The organism is Rhodanobacter sp. AS-Z3 (assembly GCF_029224025.1).
In the GTDB taxonomy this organism is placed as follows: Bacteria; Pseudomonadota; Gammaproteobacteria; order Xanthomonadales; family Rhodanobacteraceae; genus Rhodanobacter.
In genome coordinates, this window is record NZ_CP119392.1 from 3,242,382 (window position 1) to 3,262,204 (window position 19,823).

Sequence of the window (19,823 nt, forward strand, 5' to 3'; positions counted from 1 at the left end):
CAATGTACCGCAACACGCACCTTCAAGCTCCAAAGAAAAAGGCCCTTCCGTGACGGAAAGGCCTTTTTCAGCTTGCTGCAGAAGACGCGTGAAGAGCTTACTTGCCCGCGCTGGCCGCCTCGGCGGGTGCCGCAGCCGTGGCCGCCGGAGCCGGAGCCGACGCGGCGTTCGCCGGGGCATCGTCCAGCGACGGCGGCTGCAGGCCGGCTTCCTGCTCCGGCGTTTTCTCCGGTGCATCGGAAATCGGCAGGAACACGTCGTACTTCGCATACTGCGTAATGTTGCCGCCGGCATCCTTGACTTCCGGCGTAGCGACCACGTCATAAGGACGGTTGACCACTTCGTCGTACTTGTAGCCATGCGTCTGCGCGTAGGCCTTGAGCATGTCGCGGGTCTGCGGCACACCGGCAAACGTGCCGTTCCACACACCCTTGAGTGCTGCCCCACCAAATGCCAGCGTGGCGCGCACATTGCCGTCCACCACCACGCGACCGAAGCGATCACGACTGCCCGGAGCGATCGCGCTGTCTGCGGCAGCCGCTGCGCTGCTGGCCTCAGCCGGGGCGGCGCCCGCGGTATCCAGCGACGGCGGGGTGGCAGCCATCAGCTGTGCGCTCTGGCCGTTGATGGTCAGCGTGCTGCTGTCAATCGGGAAAGCCACGTCGAAGGCGTAGGTCTGATCGCCGTAATTGGTGGTGATCAGGATGCGCGAACCGGTGATGTTCACGCCAAGCTTCTTGGCAGCTGCCTGAATTTCGGCGGTTGCCTTGGCCACGGCGTCATCCAGCCCTTCCAGGCCTTCCTTGCGCTCAATCGAGGTGGACACCAGCAGCACCGGGGTCGGCTGCGTCTGTTCGATGTACGGCACCAGTTGGCTGTAGTCGATGTTTGGCACGCCAGCCAGCACGTTCTGCAGGTTGTTCAGGCTGAACTGCACGAACGAGTCGGGGTCGCCATGGATATACAGGTTGGCGAAGCGATTGATCAGGTTCCAGCCATAGGACACGTCATACGACCACGTAACCTGGGTGAGCTGGCCGCGGCTGCCCTGGCGTTCCAGATCCAGCGTGAAGTGCTTGTCCAGACCGCGCCAAGCGTTGTCCAGATTCCAGACGATGGTCGCCGTCTTGGTGTTGCTGTCGATCTTGTCGAAGTCGGGCGTGGCGCTGGCGATGGTCAGACCACCGTTGCCGAGCTTGGCATCGCTCGAGGTCCAGCTGATTTCGGCGCCCGGACCGAAAGCTTTGCCCGAGTAGGTGAACTGGACGCTCGGGTCGAGCGAACGCAACACAGCGTAGTCCGGCAGTCGACGATAGTTGTCGAGTACGTCGTAGACCTGACGCATGTCCTTGCCGATGACCAACTGGCGTTCGACATGCCCGCTACCGGGCATGACCACAGCTGCCAGGACACCGATGACCGCGACGATGACCAGGGCAACAAGAAATTCAAAGACACGCATCATTCCAGAGTTCTCCGAAGCGTCTTTACGCCATACCTAGATAATATTTCCCCGGCGTTCCATGCGGACCCGTTGAGGGGTTGTTTCCGCGGGTCTTGGCAGGGGGTCGGCAAACGCCGAAGCTACGGATGTTACTTGCTCAGGGGCCGGAACGCTATCCGCAGCCATTGCTGGTTTGAGTGCCCCAAAAACAGGGCGGGCTGCGGTCGGCGCAGGCACCGCAACCGCTCCACCCACGCCCCGTCACACCTCAAACGATGCCCATTTCCAGCGCCTTCAACACGGCCCGGGTGCGGTCGCGCACGCCCAGCTTGGAAAGGATGTTGGAAACGTGATTCTTCACCGTGCCCTCGGCCACCTTGAGCGAGTTGGCGATTTCCTTGTTGCTGTAACCGCCGGACAACAGTCGCAGGATTTCCGTCTCGCGCTCGGTGAGCGGATCAGGCTGCTCCAGACTGGTGAAATTGTTCTGCATCCGCGACACCCCGGCCATCAACCGCTGGGTGACCATTGGCGCCACCAGTGAGCCGCCGGCAGCCACGGTGCGCACCGCCTCGACCAGTTGTTCCAGCGAGACGTCTTTCAACAGGTAGCCGCGCGCGCCGGCCTTCAAACCCTGCAGCACCAGTTGGTCGTCGTCAAAGGTGGTCAGGATGATGGTGGGCGGCAAGTCGTTGCGGGCCGACAGCGCCTGCAGCACTTCCAGACCACTCATGTTCGGCATGCGCAGGTCCAGCAGCACCACGTCCGGCTTGATGCGCGGAATGTCCTGTACCGCTTGGGCGCCATCGGCGCACTCGGCCACCACACGGATATCTTCGGACAGATCCAGCAACGAGCGGACGCCCTGGCGAACCAGATTCTGGTCGTCAACGAGACAAACGGAAATCATTGCGGGTCCTCGGGAAACTTGGCTTGATGATGTGCTGCTGAATGAGGTGATGCTTGCAGCTGGCAAGGCCGGCCGCGGCGAACGTCGACGCGCTTTTGCACCCCGGCGCCCACATCACAGATTACGACACATTGAGCGCGGGCGGCTCAAGCCGGCTTGGCGCGTGCGCCAGCGCGGGCTGCTCGCCCAGCGGCAGTCGCACGGTCAAGGCGAAACCCTGGCCAAGCCCGGTATCCAGCGTGACACTGCCACCAAACTCAGCCAGCCGCTCACGCATGCCCGACAGGCCATTGCCTGGCTCGACCTTGTCGGCGCCGCGACCGTCATCACGCGCATGCAGGCCGATCAGGCTTTCCCCGGCATAGGCGAAGTTCAGCCACAGGTTGCGCGCGCCGGCATGGCGCGCGGTATTGGTGATGATTTCCTGCGCGCAACGCAGCAGAACCTGGGCCCGCCGCGGGTCTTCCACACTGAATCGCGGCGGCATCACCACGTGCACATGCAGGCCCGGCACACCTTCGGCCAGGCCACGCAAGGCCTGGGTCAAGTCAATCGCATCGTCCTGACGCAACTCGCTGACTACCTCGCGAACATCCGCCAGCAGCAATTTGGCCGTGCTCTGCGCCTTGCGCACGTGCGCACTGGCAGCCTCATTGGTGAGATGACTGGCTACTTCGAGGTTGAGGCTCAGGGCCGTCAGGTGATGGCCGATCAGATCGTGCAGATCCCGCGCGATGCGCATGCGCTCGGCGATTCGACTGGATTCGGCCAGCAAGGCGCGGGTAGCCCGCAGTTCGGAATTCAGGCGCCGCTGCACGTCACGCTGTTCGGCCTGCTGGCTGGCCACCGTGGAGGTGATGAAAACCAGCACCGAAATACCCAGATAGATGCTCGCCTGCAGGAATCCCAACGCCACACTGTGGTCGTACTCGGGGAAGGTGGCGAAGATCGCCACCAGGCTCAAGTGCTGCAGCACCAGCCAGAACACCGCCAGCCAGAACGGCAGCAGCCACGGCAGCACCAGCGAAGCCACCACCATCAGCATCGCCGACAGGCCGCTGTGGCTGTACCAGCCAACCGCCACTGCCGCCGCCGTCATCAAGGCAAGCCCAAGCAGTTTCCACACCGGATGCCGACGCGAACCGAGGTTACTGGTCAGCAGCCAGTACATCAGCCCGAAGATCAGGTAGCACAGCGTCCACAGCAGCAACGAAAAGTTCGGGCGCTGCAGCAGGCTTAGTCGTTCAGTCGCCCAACTGGTGATCAGCGGCGTCCCTACCGACAAGTAGGTGAAGAAGCCCGCGTAGCGGAGCAGGCGAATATGATTGAAGAATGACCAGCGCATGGCATGCATCATTGACGGCGCAGCGGATTCGCGCAATGCGCGAGAAGTCATGGTCGCAACGGGAGCGAGCGGCCCGGAAAATCGTGCTTTACGAAGCTTTTACATGTGCCTCAACGTGATGTAAGGGGCATCCGCGCATGGCATAATGGGCCATTGCGCGAGGCAGTTACCCCGTCTCGTCCCCGAATCCACCCTTGCGGAGCAACGAATGGCCCTTGCCATCCGCGACGTGCGCGAGCACGACCTGGATGCCGTGCTGGCGCTCAACAATGCTGCCGGTCACTCCATCCTCGCACTGGACCAAACCCAGTTGCGCTATTTCTTCGAGCGCGCGGATTATTTCCGCGTGGCCGAGATCGACGGCCAGCTCGCCGGTTTCCTGATCGCCCTGCGCGAAGGGCACGATTACGCCAGCCCGAACTACCGCTGGTTTGCCGAACACTATCCGCAGTTCCTGTACATCGACCGCATCGTGATCACGAATGCGCATCGTCGCCACGGGCTGGGGCGCATCTTCTATTGCGACGTGCACAGCTACGCCGAAGTGCGTGTGCCGCTGCTGACCTGCGAAGTGTTCCTGGAGCCGCGCGATGACGTCGTCGTACTGTTCCACGGCACCTACGGTTTCCAGGAAGTGGGCCAGCAGCGCATGGGTGAGCACGGCCCACAAGTCAGCCTGCTGGCCGTCGACCTGCCCAGCTTCGCCTATGTCCGTGATACCTGGCTGGAGAAGAGTGGCCTGCCCGCGGTGCCATGGCTGGCCGAACGCGAACGGCCCGGCCTGACGCCAACCCATCCACTTCGTCTCGCCGGGGAGCAACGCGCATGAATGCCAGCATGGATGCCGCCGACGCCTGCGACCTGCGTTTCGGGCAGGTCGGTATAGCCTGCGTGCGAGTGCGCCGGGTCGATGCCGCTGCGTTGTGCGACGAACTGGAACGCCGCGTGCGTGCAGCGCCGCAAATGTTTGCCCGCGCCGCCGTGGTGCTGGACCTCAGTCACCTGCTCGACCTGCCTGATGACGGCACCGTCGACGCGCTGCTGGAAGCGGTGCGCAGTGCCGGCATGTTGCCGGTGGGGCTGGCTTACGGTACCAACGAGACCGAGGCGCTGGCCAAGCGCATGGGCCTGCCGCTGATCGCCAAGTTCCGTGCTGCCTATGAACCCGTCCAGGGCGCACCGGTTGCTGCCGAACCCGCGCCGCGCAATGAACCCGCCCCGGTTGAACGGCACGAGGCGATCTTGTCCGCGCCCGCCAGCGGCAGCGTGGGTTCCCAGCAGCACGCAGGCTCGGTGCGCTCCGGCCAGCAAGTCTATGCGCGTGATCGCGACCTGATCGTCACCGGCGCCGTGGCCAACGGTGCCGAAGTGATCGCCGATGGCAACATCCACATCTATGGCGGCCTGCGTGGTCGCGCGATGGCGGGTGCGCAGGGCGACGAAAAGGCGCGCATCTTCGTTTCCGATTTCCGTGCCGAGCTGGTGGCGATTGCGGGGCAATATCGGGTCTTCGAGCAGATCCCTGCCGACCTCGAAGGCCATTCCGTGCAATGCTGGCTCGATGGCGAAAAACTGATGATCGCCAAGCTGTGATCACCCACAACAAAAACAAATCTGCGGAGATGAACCCTTGACTGCTGAGATTATCGTTGTCACCTCCGGCAAAGGCGGCGTCGGCAAGACGACGACCAGCGCCTCGCTGGCCACCGGTCTGGCCATGGCCGGCAAGAAAGTCGCCGTGATCGACTTCGATGTCGGCTTGCGCAACCTCGACCTGATCATGGGTTGCGAACGTCGAGTGGTGTATGACTTCGTCAATGTCGTACATGGCGAGGCCACGCTGAAGCAGTCGCTGATCAAGGACAAGCGCTACGAGAACCTGTTCGTGCTGGCGGCCAGCCAGACCCGTGACAAGGATGCGCTGACCCAGGAAGGCGTCGAGAAAGTCCTCGAGGGCCTGTCCGAAATGGACTTCGACTTCGTCGTCTGCGATTCGCCCGCCGGCATCGAGAAAGGCGCCCACCTGGCGATGTATTTCGCCGACCATGCGGTGGTGGTGGTGAACCCGGAAGTTTCTTCGGTGCGCGATTCCGACCGGATCCTCGGCCTGCTTGCCAGCAAGACCCGGCGCGCGGAAAAAGGCGAGACACCGATCACCCAGCATCTGCTGCTGACCCGCTACAACCCGGCCCGCGTAGCCATCGGCGAAATGCTGAGCGTGAAGGACGTCGAGGAAATTCTCGGCATCCAGGTGGTTGGGGTGATCCCGGAATCGGAGAACGTGCTGACCGCATCGAACAATGGCATCCCGGTGATCGTCGACGCCAATTCACTGGCCGGTCAGGCCTATGGCGACACGGTTGCCCGCATCCTCGGCGAGGAGCGTCCGCTTCGCTTCATCGACGTGCCCAAGAAGGGCTTTCTCCAGCGCGTGTTCGGAGGTTGATCACGATGGGCATTCTCGATTTCCTGAAGCGCAAGCCCGAGGCCACCGCCAACGTGGCGCGCGAGCGTCTGCGCATCATCGTGGCGCAGGAACGTTCCACCCGCGGTGCGCCGGACTACCTGCCGATGATGCGCAATGAGCTGCTTGAAGTGATCAAGAAGTACGTCCACGTCGACCTTGAAGCCATCAATATCAACTTCGAGCGCGACAGCGGCCACGAAATTCTTGAACTCTCGGTCACCCTGCCCGACGGCAAGCTGCCCGCCAAGAGCGAAGCCAAAAACGGCTGAGTCCGCGATGCTGACTACCGCCGGGCGGCCACGCGCCGCCCGGCCTTCCCTTTCCGGCCATTCCATTCGCGCACACTGCGCACCTTCATGCACCCCGACAATCACACTTCCGCCAGCGATCCTTCCAGCCTCGTGCTGTGCGTCGGTCAGATTGGATTAGACCACGCAGCCAGCCTGCTCGACCGGTTTGGGCTGAAGCTGCAACGGGTCGCCGCGAACGCGCCGATCCCCGGCAGCTTCTGGGGCGACCGCGAAGCCGGCATCATCGGCAGCACGGTTTACGCGCGCGACGACACGCCGGTGCATTCGCTATTACATGAAGCCGGCCACCTGATCGTGCTGCCGGCAGAACAGCGCGAACACGTACACACCGACGCCACCGATTCCATCGAGGAAGAAGACGCCACCTGCTATCTGCAGATCGTGCTGGCTGACGAACTTCCCGGCGTGGGCAGGCAGCGTCTGATGACCGACATGGATGCGTGGGGCTACACCTTCCGGCTCGGCTCGACCCAGGCATGGTTCGAGCGCGATGCCGAAAACGCACGCGACTTTCTGATCGCTCGCGGCCTGCCCTGCTGATTCTCGCCAGGCATACCAGGCCGTCGCTTCAACTCACCGATGGCGCCTGATAGCCGCCTACCTCGACCCGGAAGCCGATCGCCAGCCGGTTCCAGCCATTGATCGCGATGATCGCCAAGGTCAGGTCGACCATCGACTTTTCGTCGAACTGCGCGCGCACTTGTTCGTACAACGCATCCGGCAGATCGTTCGATGCCACCAGCGTGACCGCCTCGGCCCAGGCCAGTGCGGCACGTTCGCGCGGCGTATAGAACGGCGCTTCGCGCCACGCTGACAACAGGTACAGGCGCTGCTCGGTTTCGCCGGCGGCACGCGCATCCTTGCTGTGCATGTCCAGGCAATACGCGCAACCGTTGATCTGCGACACGCGCGTCTTCACCAGTTCCAGCAGTGAATGCTCCAGACCCGACTCACGGGCGCAGGTTTCCATGCCAAGCATGGCCTTGAACGCAGCGGGTGATGCTGCCTTGTAATCCAGACGTTGATGCATGAAGAATTCCTTGCAGCCATGACGAGAGGCGCCCATCACTCCGGCGCGAACAGCCGCTGTGCATCGGCGTAAGTGAACTCACTGACGAAGCCATCAAAGCGGCCACTGATCAGCATGCCCCGCACGGCATGGTCGACCGCACCCAGTGCCAAGGTGGCGAGCCGGGTAGCCGTGCTGACACGCGCAACGCCCAACGCGGTCAACTCGGCCACACTGGGCATGCCCACACCAGCGGCGACATTCACCGGCGCATCAAGCGCCTGCACCAGCGCGGCCAAGGTGGCGGGGTCGCTCAGACCAATCGGATAAATGACGTCGGCGCCAGCCTGCAGATAAGCCTTGCCGCGGGCGATCGCGTCGTCGAGACGCATTGCGGGCGCCATATTGTCGGCGTGCATCCAGTTGTCCACCCGCGCATTGATCACGAGGGGAACGCCGCAGGCATCCGCCGCGGCGCGCGCCGCACGCACCCGTGCTGCGGCCTCGGCAAGCGGACGCAGCGGGCCATGCCCGGGTAGTCCGTCCTCGATGTTGATGCCAACCGCGCCGGCGCCGATCACTGCCTGCACGGTTGCCGCCACCGCTTCGGGCGAGTCGCCATAACCGGTTTCGATATCCACCGTCACCGGCAACTCGACCACCCGCGTGATGCGCGCGACCGCCGCCAGCACTTCCGCCAGTGGCGCTCGCTCGCCATCGGCATAGCCCAGCGACCACGCCAAGCCACCGCTGGTGGTGGCCACCGCCGCAAAACCACGTTGCACGAACAATCGTGCGCTGCCGGCGTCCCAGGCATTCGGCAGCAGCAGTATCTTGCGGCGATCATGCAGCGCGCGAAATACCTGTGCCAGCTCGACTTGGGTCGCCTTTGCCATCGTCCGTCACCTGCGCGAAGTGCCTGCCACGCAGCTTACTGCCAACGAACGGCAGAGCGCTTGCCGCAGATCAGCCGCCTCGCTAAAAGCGGCACTGGCCGGGCTGCTCGACGCGCCCTAGAGTTGTGGCCGAGGTTCGTTCGCACATCGTGCCGGAGAACACCGTGGTCATGCGTCGGCTGGTGCTGTTGTTTGACGGTACCTGGAACAAACCCGAATCCAACACCAACGTGGAGCGTCTGCGACGACTGATTGCGCCCGTCGACGACGACGGCAACCTGCAAATGGTCAACTACATTCCCGGGGTGGGTGTGAAGCGCGGACTAACCCACCTGCTCGGCGGCGCGTTCGGCTACGGACTTTCCGACAACGTGATCGACGGCTACCGCTGGTTGTGCGAGAACTGGCAGGCCGGCGACCAGATCCATTTATTCGGCTTCAGTCGCGGCGCCTATACCGCACGCAGCCTCGGCGGCTTGATCCGCAAATGCGGCCTGCTGCGCTGCTCCAGCAACGCAAGCGTCGCGCAAGCGGACGTTGACGCGGCCTACGACTTCTATCGCAACCTCACCAGCAAACCTGACGACCCGGCTGCGGTGGAATTTCGCGCCGACCATTCGATCGAAGTGGACATCCATTTCATTGGCGTCTGGGATACCGTTGGCTCACTCGGCATCCCGGACACGGCGTCGTGGTTCCCCTATGCCCGCGCGCGCTACCAGTTCCACGACACCGAGCTGAGCAAAATCGTGAAGTACGCCTATCAAGCCCTTGCGCTGGACGAGCACCGCGCCGATTTTTCACCGGCCGTGTGGACACGCAATCCGTACACGGTAAAGGCCGGCGAATCGCTGACCTCCAAGAAAGTCGAACAGATCGAGATCGAGCAACGCTGGTTCATTGGCTCGCATTCGGATGTCGGCGGCGGCAACGACCGCGACGGCGCCGGCCGCAAACCCGATCCACTGCCCGACCTGCCGCTGGCCTGGCTGCAACGCAAGGCGATGGATGCCGGATTGTGTTGCAACAAATCATGGATTCCCGCAGAGGATGCGAACAGCGGCATGCCGCGCGATTCCTACAAGGAATTCATGAGCGGCCTCTACAAGGAATTCAAATCGCCGATCGACCGCCTGCTCGGCACCGGCGTCAACGAACGCGTCGACGACTCGGTGTGGCGACGCTGGCTGGCCGATGCCAGCTATCGACCGCCATCACTGGTTCGCGCACTGGCCAATGCCACCGTGCTGATGTCGATTGAAACGGTGGTGCCGCCGGCACGCCCACCCAAGGCGTGGGGCGACGCGCGCTAAAGCGGCTCGATGATCTCGGCCGCCATCACCGCCATGGCATCAGCGTCGCTCACCGGCAACACCGTCTCGCGCGTCACCCCGTGATACCAGAACCACGCCAGCGCACCCGCCACGGTCAGCAGCGATGCTCCCAGTGCCAGATGCAACATGCTGGCCGACAGCAGCGGCGACATCACACCAGCAACAAAACCGCACAACAACAGACTGGCAAACGCCTGCACTGACGAAATGCCGCCGCGATGGTTCGGGAAGCGATCGAGCAGCAGCAAGGTCAAGGTCGGGAACGCCAGTTGCACGCCGACACCGTGCAGGATCAGCGGCAGCATCGACCACGGCAGACGCGGCAGCGGGAATAGCAGCGCCAGCAACACATGGAAGACGCAAGCCAGCAACATCAGCGTATAGCCCAGGTTCACGGTGCGCTTGGCGCTGTAGCGTTCAGCCATCCGCCCTGACAACCAGGCGCCGCTGATCAGTCCAATCACCACCGGAATGAACAGCCACGGAAAACCCTGCGCCGACAAATGCAGCAGCTCGCGCACAATGCGCGGCGCGGAAGAAATATAGAGAAACAAGCCGGCAAAATTAACCGAACTGGAAATCAGCAACGGCCAGAACGAACGGTCGCGCGCAAAGCCCATGTAGCCCGCCAGCAACGGCCGTGGCGCAAAGCGCGAACGCCGTTCCGGTGGATGCGTTTCGTCCAGCAGCGTGTACAGCGCCAGCGACAGCAGCACGGTGAAAGCAGCCAGCAGCCAGAAGATCCCGTGCCAGCCACCCAACGGCAGCAGCAACGCGCCGATCATCGGCGCAATCACCGGCGCCACCCCGAAAATCATCATCACCTGTGACATCAGCCGCTGCGCCGCCGGCCCTTCCAGACTGTCACGAATCACCGCCCGGCCCACCACCAGACCGGCCCCCGCACACATGCCCTGCAGGCCGCGACAGGCCAGCAACATCGCGAACGAAGTGGACGATGCCGCGCCCACCGAGGCCAGCGCGTAGACCAGCATGCCGGTAACGATCACCGGCTTGCGCCCGATCGCGTCGGAAATCGCGCCGTGGAACAGGCTCATCACTGCATACGTCAGCAGGTACATGCTGATCAACTGCTGCAGCGCCGTGTCGTCCACCTGGAAGCGCGCGCCGATCAACGGAAACGCCGGAAACACCGCGTCGATCGAAAACGGACCGATCATCGACAAGCCCGCCAGCAGCCACGGCAGGCTGCGTCGCACGGTGTGCTGGGCTGGGTTCATGAGGATGGTTGATCGCGGCGGGTCGCGCATTATAGACGGCCACGCTTGACGGCAGGGCGGCGGAATCGACTACGATGCGGCATGGGAGATGGCATGCCTCCCGTTCCGGAACACCATCACGGCCCGGAACAAACCACTTCTCGTGATTTCGAGCGTTGAAGTTGATGATGCCTGCTCCCCCGGTTTCCGGCGGTGCAGGCGTGCCTGCATCGCGGCAACCGGACACACCCGTCAGGAGGCACGCTCGTGGGCTTTACCGGATTTTTGGCAATCGGCATCGGCGGCGCCATCGGCTGCTGGCTGCGCTGGGGCTTGGGCATCCTGCTCAACCCGATGTTTCCCACCCTGCCGCTGGGCACGCTTGCCGCCAACCTCACCGGCGGCCTGCTGATGGGCTGCGTGATCGGCGTGTTCGATCACTTCCAGACCTTGTCGCCGGCGCTGCGGCTGTTCGTGTTCACCGGTTTTCTCGGTGGACTCACCACCTTCTCTACCTTCTCTGCCGAGTCAGCCACCTTGCTGCTGCGCCAGCAATACCTGTGGTTCAGCGGCCACGTGGCCGTGCATGTGATCGGCTCGCTGGCGATGACCGTGCTCGGCATCACCCTCACCCGCAGCCTGCTACGCCATTGATCGGGGCCATCGCATGAACCAGGACAACCTCCAGCAAGGCGTGCAGCTGACCTTCTACTGCCACTCGCGCACCAAGCACGACGGCATGCTGCTGTCCGAATGGCTGCTCGAACAGGCCAAGAAACGTGGACTCGGCGGCGGCTCGGTATTCCGCGCCATTGCCGGCTTCGGTCGGCACGGCGTGCTGCACGAAGAGCAATTCTTCGAACTGGCCGACGACCTGCCGGTGAAGATCGAATTCCTGTTGCACGAAGATCAGACCGAAATCCTGTTGCAACTCGTACGCGACGCCAACATCGACGCCACCTATGCATGCTGGCCTGCCAGCTTCGCCGTACTCGGCAAGCACTGAACGGGACAAACGACTGCACCTACGCATGAAGCGCGTCGTGAACCATGACGCGCAGAAGGAACGTACCAGCGGATCACTGGAACAGGCTGGCATTCGCATCCATGACAACGCACCGATCGAGCGGCGCGTTCACGACGATCGCCAGCGCGCCACGCTGACTACTTGCCGACAGCGTCAGGTCGCCGCATAGTCAGGGCTGACCTTTATGTCATCAGGGGATAGCCATGAAGCGCCATATCACCAAATTGCTGGTCACACTGACCCTGCTCGTCGCCACCGTCGCCACCGCAGCGGACACCGCGCCGCCACCCAGCTACTTCGATCACGCCAGTCACGGCGAAATGCTGACCGGCGGCGTGAAAATGATCCCGATCACCACCCCCAAAGGCACGTTCCACGTCTGGACCAAGCGCGTCGGCAACGACCCGAAGCTGGCCGTCCTGCTGCTGCACGGCGGCCCCGGTGAGACGCACGAATACCTTGAGGTATTCGACAGCTTCCTGCCTGCCGCCGGCATCGAATACATCTACTACGACCAGCTCGGCTCGGCCTATAGCGACCAACCGAAAGACGACTCGCTGTGGACCGTCGACCGCTACGTCGACGAAGTGGAACAGGTGCGCCAGGCGCTGCACCTGGACAAGAACAACTTCTGCGTCCTCGGCCACTCCTGGGGCGGCGTACTGGCGATGGAATACGCGCTGAAATACCAGCAGCACCTGAAATGCCTGGTGATCTCCAACATGGTCGATTCGATCCCGGCCTATAACGCCTACGCCAACACCGTGCTGATGCCGGCGATGGACCAGGCCAAGCTGGCCGAGGTGAAGAAGCTGGAAGCCGAACACCGCACCAGCGACCCGCGCTATATGGCCATCCTCGGCCCCATGCAATACGAACAGCACGTGCTGCGCCTGCCCCAGGCGCAGTGGCCCGAGCCAGTCACCCGCTCGTTCGGCCACATGAACGAACACATTTACAACCTGATGCAAGGACCCAGTGAACTGGGCGCCAGTGGCCGACTGCTGAACTGGGATCGCAGCAAAGACCTGCAACGCATCACCGTTCCCACGCTCGTTATCGGCGCCCAACACGACACCATGGACCCGAAGTACATGCAGGGCATGGCTAAAAAACTGCCGCACGGACAATTCCTGCTATGCCCGAAAGGCAGCCACATGGCGATGTATGACGACCAGCAAACGTACTTTGATGGGCTAATCGGCTTCTTGAAAAAGGTGGAAGCCGAGTGAGTCAAACAACACATCCGGACACTGCAGGATTAGATTGCGGCAATAGCACCAAGTCGTTGATCGGTCGCGCCGCGACAAGTAATCGTGGAGGACCGGCTGCAGGCTTACCCTGCACTTTGAAATCTACATAGCGTCAGACGTCAGAGCGGCGTTCTTCTACGCTTGTGAAGCGTGTTGCACGTTTGCAATTTTCTCAGGCTCGCCGCGTTGTGTTGTTCCTGGCTGGCCTGCATTGGGGTCTTTCGCGCGCTCGATTTTCATCGCAATTCGCGCGCGTGTGGACGCCTCGCTTTTGTATACTTCGTGGCGCGCGCGGTTCGTCGCAATGTGTAGTGTGTCGTCAGCGGTTCGTTCTTCGCGCGCAGGCCACAACCTTCCCGTGATTGCCCAGCATTCAAAGCAGCGGTATGGTTCTGGTTCACGACGGCATGGGGCTCTGCCTTCTTACCAGTCATTCAAGCGGCCGGCTCCGCCGCTGCTTGATTCCAGCGTTATGTGGATGCGACCAGGCACCAGATGCCTCGACCCGCATGAACCCTTACGCCTTGCTGTCCGGCAACTGGGGCTGGGCAGACACCGATGATTGCGCGGCGACGCCCAAGCAGATCCGCTTCAGCGAAGACCGGCAGAAGATGTTTCTTTCGCTGGTGCCTCGCCGTGAGGACGGTACCCGCGAGCCTCGCCGTGAGGCCACCTACCAGGTTCTCGGCGAGCTTCCCGACGGCTTGCGCATGTCAATGGACGGAGAGCAGCGACTTGATGCGGCCGGCAAGCCGATCGACTGGGACCTGATGGTGATTGAACCTGACCAGATTTGCTGGCATCGCAGCGACTGGCCCGCGGGTGGCTGCACCAAATCCATCCATCGCTGCAAAGCCTGAAGCAGGCATCCGCTTACGCGCTGCCGCTGAGGAAGCGACTCGTGACGCACGTCAATTCCCAAGGAAGCTGCCATGCAAAGGCCGGTTCGTTCCATCCATCGCGTAGTCGCCGCCGTGCTGGCCATCATCTGGTTGCTGGTGGGAGCCGTGGGTTTCATCGTCATGGCGCGATCCGGCCAGTGGTGGTGGGCGCTGTTTGGGTTGTTCGCGTTCTGGTACGCGTGGGTCTGGGTACTGGTGGTAGCCAAGGGGCGCCTGCTGACCTGGCAAGAGGCCAGCAGGCCGTGGCGCATCCATGCGCCAGAGCCGGGCAAACCGTCTGCGTCACCACGCAAAAAGCAGCGCGACGCATGATCTTTCAGCAACGAGGCACGGCATGAAGAAGCGCAATTCCATGACCAATTGTCAGGTTATGCTGTCGATGCTTCTGCAGTCATCTTGAAGAAACATGCCAGTCGGCGTACACCAGCCTGCGAACCCGCTGATGGAACGACCATGAAGATCGAGCGCAGCTACTGGTTTCCGGCCAAACGTTACGGTTGGGGCTGGGGCTTGCCGACCCGCTGGCAAGGCTGGGTTTGCTTTGCCATCTACGCAGGCGGCATTTCGCTGGTCATGCATTTCTTCCGACCCGTACGCGAACCGGGCTTGTTCACCCTCGGCATCGTATTGCTCACCCTCGGTCTGATTGCGGTGTGCTGGCTGAAGGGCGAACCACCTGGCCGACGCGGGAACGATTGATCGACGTTGACGAGCGGCCGTCCCAACACGATTGAACTGGGCTGCACTTGCCGCAACACTGCTCGGCATGAAACATCTGCTCACCCGCTGTGCCGTCGCACTGCTTCTGCTGCTGCCCGCGGCCGCCATCGCCGACCCGGCGCTGTGGGTGGTGAAGGACGCCGACACCACGATCTACCTGTTCGGCACCGTGCACCTGATGCCGAAGGACGCCGACTGGCACTACCCGGTACTGGACCGCGCGCTGGCCGACAGCCAGACCTTGTACATCGAACTGACGGACGACAACCCGGCCAACATCGCCGGCCTGGTATTGCGCATGGGCATGGATACCGCGCATCCGTTGACCGGCCAGCTCAGCGAGTCCGAAGCGCAGCGCCTGCGCATGCTCGCCAACAAGGCCGGTGTACCCGGCGGCATGCAAACCTTGAACATCATGCGACCGTGGCTGGCTGCCTTGACCTTGTCACTGTCACCGCTGAAGAACGCCGGCATGGACCCGGCGCAAGGCGTGGATAAACAACTGCGCGCACAGATGACGGCCGCGCACAAACCCGTGGTCGGGCTGGAAACCGCCGAGCAGCAGATCCACCTGCTTGCCGACATGCCGCGCTCGGTCGAACTGGGGCTGCTGCGCTCAAGCATGCGTGATGCGGACAAGGGCACGACCCAACTGGAGGAGATGATCGCCGCCTGGAAGGCCGGTGACCCGGACACCCTCGACCGCGTCGGCACCGCCGAGATGCGCACACAGGAACCGAAGCTCTATCAGGTGATGCTGGTGCAACGGAACCAGGCCTGGGCGGCGAAGATCGCCAGCCTGCTGCAGCAACCCGGCACCGTCTTCATCGCGGTCGGCGCGGCGCATCTGGCCGGGCCGGACAGCGTGCAGGTGCAGCTGAACAAGCTCGGCATTTCGGCCGTACGGGAGTAGTTCTCCTACAAGAACCGGGTGCTTTCTGGCACCATCGACCGGTTATCCGCGCGCCGCGCGCCACTTTTCAAGATCCAACGCATGAACCTGCAAGCCAATTACGAACAGATCCCGCTGAAGGAATACGCCGAGCGGGCTTATCTCGATTACTCGATGTACGTGGTGCTGGACCGCGCCCTGCCCTTCGTCGGGGACGGCCTGAAGCCGGTGCAGCGACGCATCATCTACGCGATGAGCGAGCTGGGGCTGGCCTCCACCGCCAAGCCGAAAAAGTCCGCGCGCACCATCGGTGACGTGATCGGCAAATTCCATCCGCATGGCGACAGCTCCAGCTACGAAGCGATGGTGCTGATGGCGCAGCCATTCTCGTACCGCTATCCGCTGGTCAATGGCCAGGGCAACTTCGGCTCGCCGGACGACCCGAAAAGCTTCGCCGCGATGCGCTATACCGAAAGCAAGCTCAGCCCGATCGCCGAAGCGCTGCTGGGCGAACTGGCTCACGGCACGGTCGACTGGGTACCGAATTTCGACGGTACGCTGGAAGAGCCAAGCTGGCTGCCAGCGCGCGTGCCGCATGTGCTGTTGAACGGCTCGATGGGCATTGCGGTGGGCATGGCCACCGACATTCCGCCACACAATCTGCGCGAACTGGTCACCGCCTGCATCCGTCTGCTGGACGAGCCGAACGCGACGGTCGCCGAACTGTGCGAACACGTGCTCGGCCCGGATTATCCGACCGAGGCGGAGATCATCACCTCGCGCGCTGACCTGTTGTCGATCTACCAGACTGGCGGGGGTTCGGTGCGCGCCCGCGCGATCTACCAGCGCGAGGAAGGCAATATCGTGATCACCGCGCTGCCGCATCAGGTCAGCCCGTCGAAGATCCTCGAACAGATCGCCGCGCAGATGCGCGCGAAAAAACTGCCGATGATCGAGGACCTGCGCGACGAGTCCGATCACGAGAACCCGACCCGGCTGGTGATTGTGCCGCGCTCGAACCGCGTCGATGCGGACGAGACCATGCAGCACCTGTTCGCCACCACCGACATGGAGAAGAGTTTCCGCGTCAATCTCAACATGATCGGCCTGGATGGCCGGCCGCAGGTGAAGGATCTCAAGCGTATTCTCAGCGAATGGCTGGCGTTCCGCACCAGCACCGTGACGCGCCGACTCGAACACCGTCTGGCCAAGGTCGACCGCCGCCTGCACCTGTTGGAAGGCCTGCATACCGCCTACCTCAATCTCGACGAAGTGATCCGCATCGTACGCACCGAGGACGAGCCCAAGCCGGTGCTGATGGCGCGCTTCCGACTCAGCGAGGAGCAGACCGACTACATCCTCGAAACGCGCCTGCGCCAGCTGGCCCGTCTTGAGGAAATGAAGATCAACGCCGAGCGCGATCAGCTCGAAGAGGAGCGCGCGCGCATCAACGTACTGCTGAAATCGCCAGCCAAGTTGAAGACCCTGATCAAGGAAGAGCTGCGTGCCGACGCCGAGAAATTCGGCGACGATCGCCGCTCGCCGCTGGTCGAGCGTCAGGTGGCGCAGGCACTGGACGAAAGCGCGCTGGTGGCCAGCGAACCGGTCACCGTGGTGCTGAGCCAGAAGGGTTGGGCACGCGCTGCCAAGGGTCATGACGTGGATGCCGACGGTCTGAATTACCGCGAAGGCGATGCCTTGCTCGCTGCCGTGAAGGCACGCACCACGCAACAGATTGCCTTCATCGACTCTACCGGTCGCGCCTACTCCACGCCGGCGCACACGCTGCCATCCGCACGCGGCAACGGCGACCCGCTGACCGGCCGCTTCAGTCCCGTCGCCGGCGCCAGCTTCGATGCGCTGGTGGCTGGCGACAACGACAGCCGACTGGTGCTAGCCAGTGACTTCGGCTACGGCTTCGTCACCCGCTTCGAAGCACTCACCGGCCGCAACAAGGCCGGCAAGCAGATCATCAGCCTCAGCGACCAGGCCAAGGTGCTGGCACCGCAACTCACCGCCGACCCGGCACGCGATCGCATCGTGGTGGTCACTACCGAAGGGCATCTGCTGATGTTCTCGGTCGCCGAGCTGCCCGAGCTGGACAAGGGCAAGGGCAACAAGCTGATCGAGATCCCCAAGAAGCAACTGGCCGAAGGCGAACGCGTGGCCGGCGTGGCGGTGGTCAGCGAAGGCAAGGGCGAAGTGACGATGTATGCCGGCGCGCGCAAGCTGACCCTGAAGTGGGCCGACCTGGTCGAGTACGGCGGCACCCGTGCCACCCGCGGCAATCTGCTGCCACGCGGCTTGCGTCGAGTTGAACGGATCGAGACCACCGCGTGAACTGATGCGTAAAAATGTCCTCGCGGGAGCCCGCTGGCGGGCGATGCTTTTTTTGCCGATACGCAGAACAGGAGCATCGCCCGCCAGCGGGCTCCTACGGGCGGTGGTTTACTCGGCAGGAACTTGTCGGCGCGCGGCCGTTCCAACAGGGATGTACACGCGAACGCAGCCCCGCGCGTTCACCACGTGATACCCGGAGTCCCCATGAGCATCCAACGCACCCTACCCGCCCTGTTCGCCACACTGCTGGCCACCACAGCATGGGCACAAACCGCGCACAAGCCGCTGAACCTCAAGCTGCCGCCCAGCGACGTTCCCGCCGCCAGCAGCAGTGCCGCGGCACCCGCCACGTCCAGCACCAGCGCACCAGGCGTCTATTACGGCGACACCAGCGGTCGCATGGGCAATACCGAAGTAGCCAGCGACACCCGGCGTGACTGCGACGACTCCAGCTACAACCAGCCACAAGTGCATGGCAGCGTGGGCATGGGCGTAGTCGGCGGCAATCACGTCAGCGGGAACTACCAGACCGGCACGGTGAACGTCAGCAAGGCGTTTGGCAGTTGCGATCATCCCAGCGGCGGTATCAGCATCTCGGTCGGCACCAGCACCGGCCACTTCCACGGCCGCGGTCACTGATCGACGTTATAATCGCCGGATAGTGTCGAGGAGGGTCTCCATGCACGGCGAATACAAGATGCCTGGCGGCAAACTGGTGGTGGTTGACCTCGACACCAGCGACGGCCGCTTGACCCATGTTCATTTAAGCGGCGACTTTTTTCTGGAGCCGGACAGCGCGCTGGATACGATCAACGCCAGCTTGCTTGGGCAACCCGTGCATACCGGTGAAGTCGAACTGGCCACCACCATCCACGCCGCGCTCGGCACCGAGGTGATGATGTTCGGCATTTCACCCGAAGCCATTGCAGTGGCGGTACGTCGTGCGCTGGACGGAGACACCGCGGCATGATGCGCACCGATTGGCACGATCACGACTGGCAGCTGATCCACACGATTCCGCAATCCCCAGCCCTGCATATGGCACTGGAAGACGTGCTGACGCACGAGGTCGGCGCCGGGCTTCGCCCGCCCACGCTACGCATCTGGGAATGGGCCTCACCGGCGGTGGTCATCGGCCGCTTCCAATCGTTGCGCAACGAGGTGGATACGGAAGCTGCGAAGCGGCACGGCATCGAAGTGGTGCGCCGGGTTTCCGGTGGCGGCGCGATGTTCATCGAACCGGGCAACACCATCACCTATTCCATCTACGCGCCGCAGTCGCTGATCAAGGGCCTGTCGTTTCAGGAAGCCTATGCTTTCCTCGACGAATGGGTGCTGGCGGCACTCGCCGACATGGGCATCAAGGCGTGGTACAAGCCGCTCAACGACATCACCTCCGAAGGCGGCAAGATCGCCGGCGCGGCGCAGGTGCATCGCGGTGGCGCCGTGCTGCATCACGTCACCATGGCCTATGACATCGACGCGACCAAGATGCTGGAAGTGTTGCGCATCGGTCGCGAGAAGCTGTCGGACAAGGGCACTACCAGTGCCGCCAAGCGGGTCGATCCGCTGCGCAGTCAGACTGGCCTGCCCCGTGAGGAAGTGATCGAACGCATGATCGCCACGTTCCGCCGCCTGCATGGACTGAACAACGGCAGCTTGACCAGTGAGGAACTGGCCCAAGCCGAGGCACTGGCGATCAGCAAGTTCGGCAGCGCAGCCTGGCTGAGTGACGTGGCGTAACCCCTTCTGC

General features: G+C 63.0%; 24 protein-coding genes and 1 riboswitch. Of the genes, 18 read left to right on the forward strand and 6 right to left on the reverse strand.

Annotated features, from left to right (window positions below):
- Positions 1 to 97: 97 nt before the first annotated feature.
- The 3 genes from PY254_RS14515 to PY254_RS14525 all read right to left on the reverse strand — a co-directional run bounded on the left by PY254_RS14515 (position 98) and on the right by PY254_RS14525 (position 3,699).
- Positions 98 to 1,465 (reverse strand): SRPBCC family protein, encoded by a 1,368-nt coding sequence (locus tag PY254_RS14515; protein WP_281012750.1) that lies wholly within the window; start codon positions 1,463 to 1,465, stop codon positions 98 to 100.
- 247 nt (positions 1,466 to 1,712) lie between these two features.
- Complete coding sequence (locus PY254_RS14520) at positions 1,713 to 2,354, reverse strand: response regulator (RefSeq protein ID WP_281012751.1); 642 nt, start codon at positions 2,352 to 2,354, stop codon at positions 1,713 to 1,715.
- 121 nt (positions 2,355 to 2,475) lie between these two features.
- Positions 2,476 to 3,699: a sensor histidine kinase gene (locus PY254_RS14525; protein WP_281015234.1), complete on the reverse strand. Its 1,224-nt coding sequence runs from the start codon at positions 3,697 to 3,699 to the stop codon at positions 2,476 to 2,478.
- A 208-nt stretch (positions 3,700 to 3,907) separates the two neighbouring features.
- Between PY254_RS14525 and PY254_RS14530 the strand changes: the two genes are divergently transcribed.
- The 5 genes from PY254_RS14530 (at position 3,908) to PY254_RS14550 (ending at position 7,017) form a co-directional block, all read left to right on the forward strand.
- Complete coding sequence (locus tag PY254_RS14530) at positions 3,908 to 4,528, forward strand: GNAT family N-acetyltransferase (RefSeq protein WP_281012752.1); 621 nt, start codon at positions 3,908 to 3,910, stop codon at positions 4,526 to 4,528.
- Entirely contained in the window at positions 4,525 to 5,292 is a 768-nt protein-coding gene (gene minC / locus PY254_RS14535) for a septum site-determining protein MinC (RefSeq protein WP_281012753.1), read from the forward strand. Before PY254_RS14530 ends, minC begins: the two co-directional genes overlap by 4 nt.
- Positions 5,293 to 5,329: 37 nt before the next feature.
- Positions 5,330 to 6,145 carry a septum site-determining protein MinD gene (gene minD / locus PY254_RS14540; protein ID WP_281012754.1) on the forward strand — a complete coding sequence of 272 codons (816 nt, stop codon included), beginning with the start codon at positions 5,330 to 5,332 and terminating at the stop codon, positions 6,143 to 6,145.
- A 5-nt stretch (positions 6,146 to 6,150) separates the two neighbouring features.
- Positions 6,151 to 6,435, forward strand: a complete 285-nt coding sequence (gene minE, locus PY254_RS14545; protein ID WP_281012755.1) for a cell division topological specificity factor MinE — start codon at positions 6,151 to 6,153, stop codon at positions 6,433 to 6,435.
- Between the two features lie 87 nt (positions 6,436 to 6,522).
- Positions 6,523 to 7,017 carry a hypothetical protein gene (locus tag PY254_RS14550; protein WP_281012756.1) on the forward strand — a complete coding sequence of 165 codons (495 nt, stop codon included), beginning with the start codon at positions 6,523 to 6,525 and terminating at the stop codon, positions 7,015 to 7,017.
- Positions 7,018 to 7,045: 28 nt separating this feature from the next.
- On the opposite strand, the gene PY254_RS14555 is transcribed toward PY254_RS14550, so the two are convergent.
- Together PY254_RS14555 and PY254_RS14560 are read right to left on the reverse strand one after the other, a co-directional pair.
- Complete coding sequence (locus tag PY254_RS14555) at positions 7,046 to 7,507, reverse strand: carboxymuconolactone decarboxylase family protein (protein WP_281012757.1); 462 nt, start codon at positions 7,505 to 7,507, stop codon at positions 7,046 to 7,048.
- A gap of 35 nt (positions 7,508 to 7,542) precedes the next feature.
- Entirely contained in the window at positions 7,543 to 8,382 is an 840-nt protein-coding gene (locus PY254_RS14560; RefSeq protein ID WP_281012758.1) for an isocitrate lyase/PEP mutase family protein, read from the reverse strand.
- 170 nt (positions 8,383 to 8,552) lie between these two features.
- Between PY254_RS14560 and PY254_RS14565 the strand changes: the two genes are divergently transcribed.
- Positions 8,553 to 9,695, forward strand: a complete 1,143-nt coding sequence (locus PY254_RS14565; RefSeq protein ID WP_281015235.1) for a T6SS phospholipase effector Tle1-like catalytic domain-containing protein — start codon at positions 8,553 to 8,555, stop codon at positions 9,693 to 9,695.
- Here the strand turns inward: PY254_RS14565 and PY254_RS14570 are convergent.
- Complete coding sequence (locus tag PY254_RS14570; protein WP_281012759.1) at positions 9,692 to 10,957, reverse strand: multidrug effflux MFS transporter; 1,266 nt, start codon at positions 10,955 to 10,957, stop codon at positions 9,692 to 9,694. The two genes, PY254_RS14565 and PY254_RS14570, sit on opposite strands and share 4 nt — an antisense overlap.
- Positions 10,958 to 11,032: 75 nt before the next feature.
- A riboswitch (Fluoride riboswitch) is annotated at positions 11,033 to 11,138 on the forward strand.
- A 65-nt stretch (positions 11,139 to 11,203) separates the two neighbouring features.
- Here PY254_RS14570 and crcB point away from each other — a divergent pair.
- From crcB to PY254_RS14630, 12 genes are all read left to right on the forward strand, one after another.
- On the forward strand, positions 11,204 to 11,590 hold the full coding sequence (gene crcB, locus PY254_RS14575; RefSeq protein ID WP_281012760.1) for a fluoride efflux transporter CrcB: 387 nt from the start codon (positions 11,204 to 11,206) through the stop codon (positions 11,588 to 11,590).
- A 13-nt stretch (positions 11,591 to 11,603) separates the two neighbouring features.
- Positions 11,604 to 11,942, forward strand: a complete 339-nt coding sequence (locus tag PY254_RS14580; RefSeq protein WP_281012761.1) for a putative PII-like signaling protein — start codon at positions 11,604 to 11,606, stop codon at positions 11,940 to 11,942.
- A gap of 25 nt (positions 11,943 to 11,967) precedes the next feature.
- Positions 11,968 to 12,132: a hypothetical protein gene (locus tag PY254_RS14585; protein ID WP_281012762.1), complete on the forward strand. Its 165-nt coding sequence runs from the start codon at positions 11,968 to 11,970 to the stop codon at positions 12,130 to 12,132.
- A 34-nt stretch (positions 12,133 to 12,166) separates the two neighbouring features.
- Positions 12,167 to 13,195, forward strand: a complete 1,029-nt coding sequence (locus tag PY254_RS14590; RefSeq protein WP_281012763.1) for a proline iminopeptidase-family hydrolase — start codon at positions 12,167 to 12,169, stop codon at positions 13,193 to 13,195.
- A gap of 530 nt (positions 13,196 to 13,725) precedes the next feature.
- Positions 13,726 to 14,076: a hypothetical protein gene (locus PY254_RS14595; protein ID WP_281012764.1), complete on the forward strand. Its 351-nt coding sequence runs from the start codon at positions 13,726 to 13,728 to the stop codon at positions 14,074 to 14,076.
- A gap of 72 nt (positions 14,077 to 14,148) precedes the next feature.
- The gene (locus tag PY254_RS14600; protein ID WP_281012765.1) at positions 14,149 to 14,430 is read left to right on the forward strand and encodes a hypothetical protein; all 282 of its coding nucleotides are present in this window, start codon (positions 14,149 to 14,151) and stop codon (positions 14,428 to 14,430) included.
- A gap of 141 nt (positions 14,431 to 14,571) precedes the next feature.
- Complete coding sequence (locus PY254_RS14605; protein WP_281012766.1) at positions 14,572 to 14,817, forward strand: hypothetical protein; 246 nt, start codon at positions 14,572 to 14,574, stop codon at positions 14,815 to 14,817.
- Between the two features lie 67 nt (positions 14,818 to 14,884).
- Positions 14,885 to 15,751: a TraB/GumN family protein gene (locus tag PY254_RS14610; protein WP_281012767.1), complete on the forward strand. Its 867-nt coding sequence runs from the start codon at positions 14,885 to 14,887 to the stop codon at positions 15,749 to 15,751.
- Positions 15,752 to 15,832: 81 nt separating this feature from the next.
- Positions 15,833 to 18,070 (forward strand): DNA topoisomerase IV subunit A, encoded by a 2,238-nt coding sequence (gene parC, locus PY254_RS14615; protein WP_281012768.1) that lies wholly within the window; start codon positions 15,833 to 15,835, stop codon positions 18,068 to 18,070.
- Positions 18,071 to 18,274: 204 nt separating this feature from the next.
- Complete coding sequence (locus PY254_RS14620) at positions 18,275 to 18,709, forward strand: hypothetical protein (protein WP_281012769.1); 435 nt, start codon at positions 18,275 to 18,277, stop codon at positions 18,707 to 18,709.
- Between the two features lie 40 nt (positions 18,710 to 18,749).
- Positions 18,750 to 19,040, forward strand: coding sequence for a lipoate-protein ligase small subunit (locus PY254_RS14625; protein WP_281012770.1), 291 nt, complete (start codon positions 18,750 to 18,752; stop codon positions 19,038 to 19,040).
- On the forward strand, positions 19,037 to 19,813 hold the full coding sequence (locus tag PY254_RS14630) for a lipoate--protein ligase family protein (RefSeq protein WP_281012771.1): 777 nt from the start codon (positions 19,037 to 19,039) through the stop codon (positions 19,811 to 19,813). Before PY254_RS14625 ends, PY254_RS14630 begins: the two co-directional genes overlap by 4 nt.
- Positions 19,814 to 19,823 lie beyond the last annotated feature (10 nt).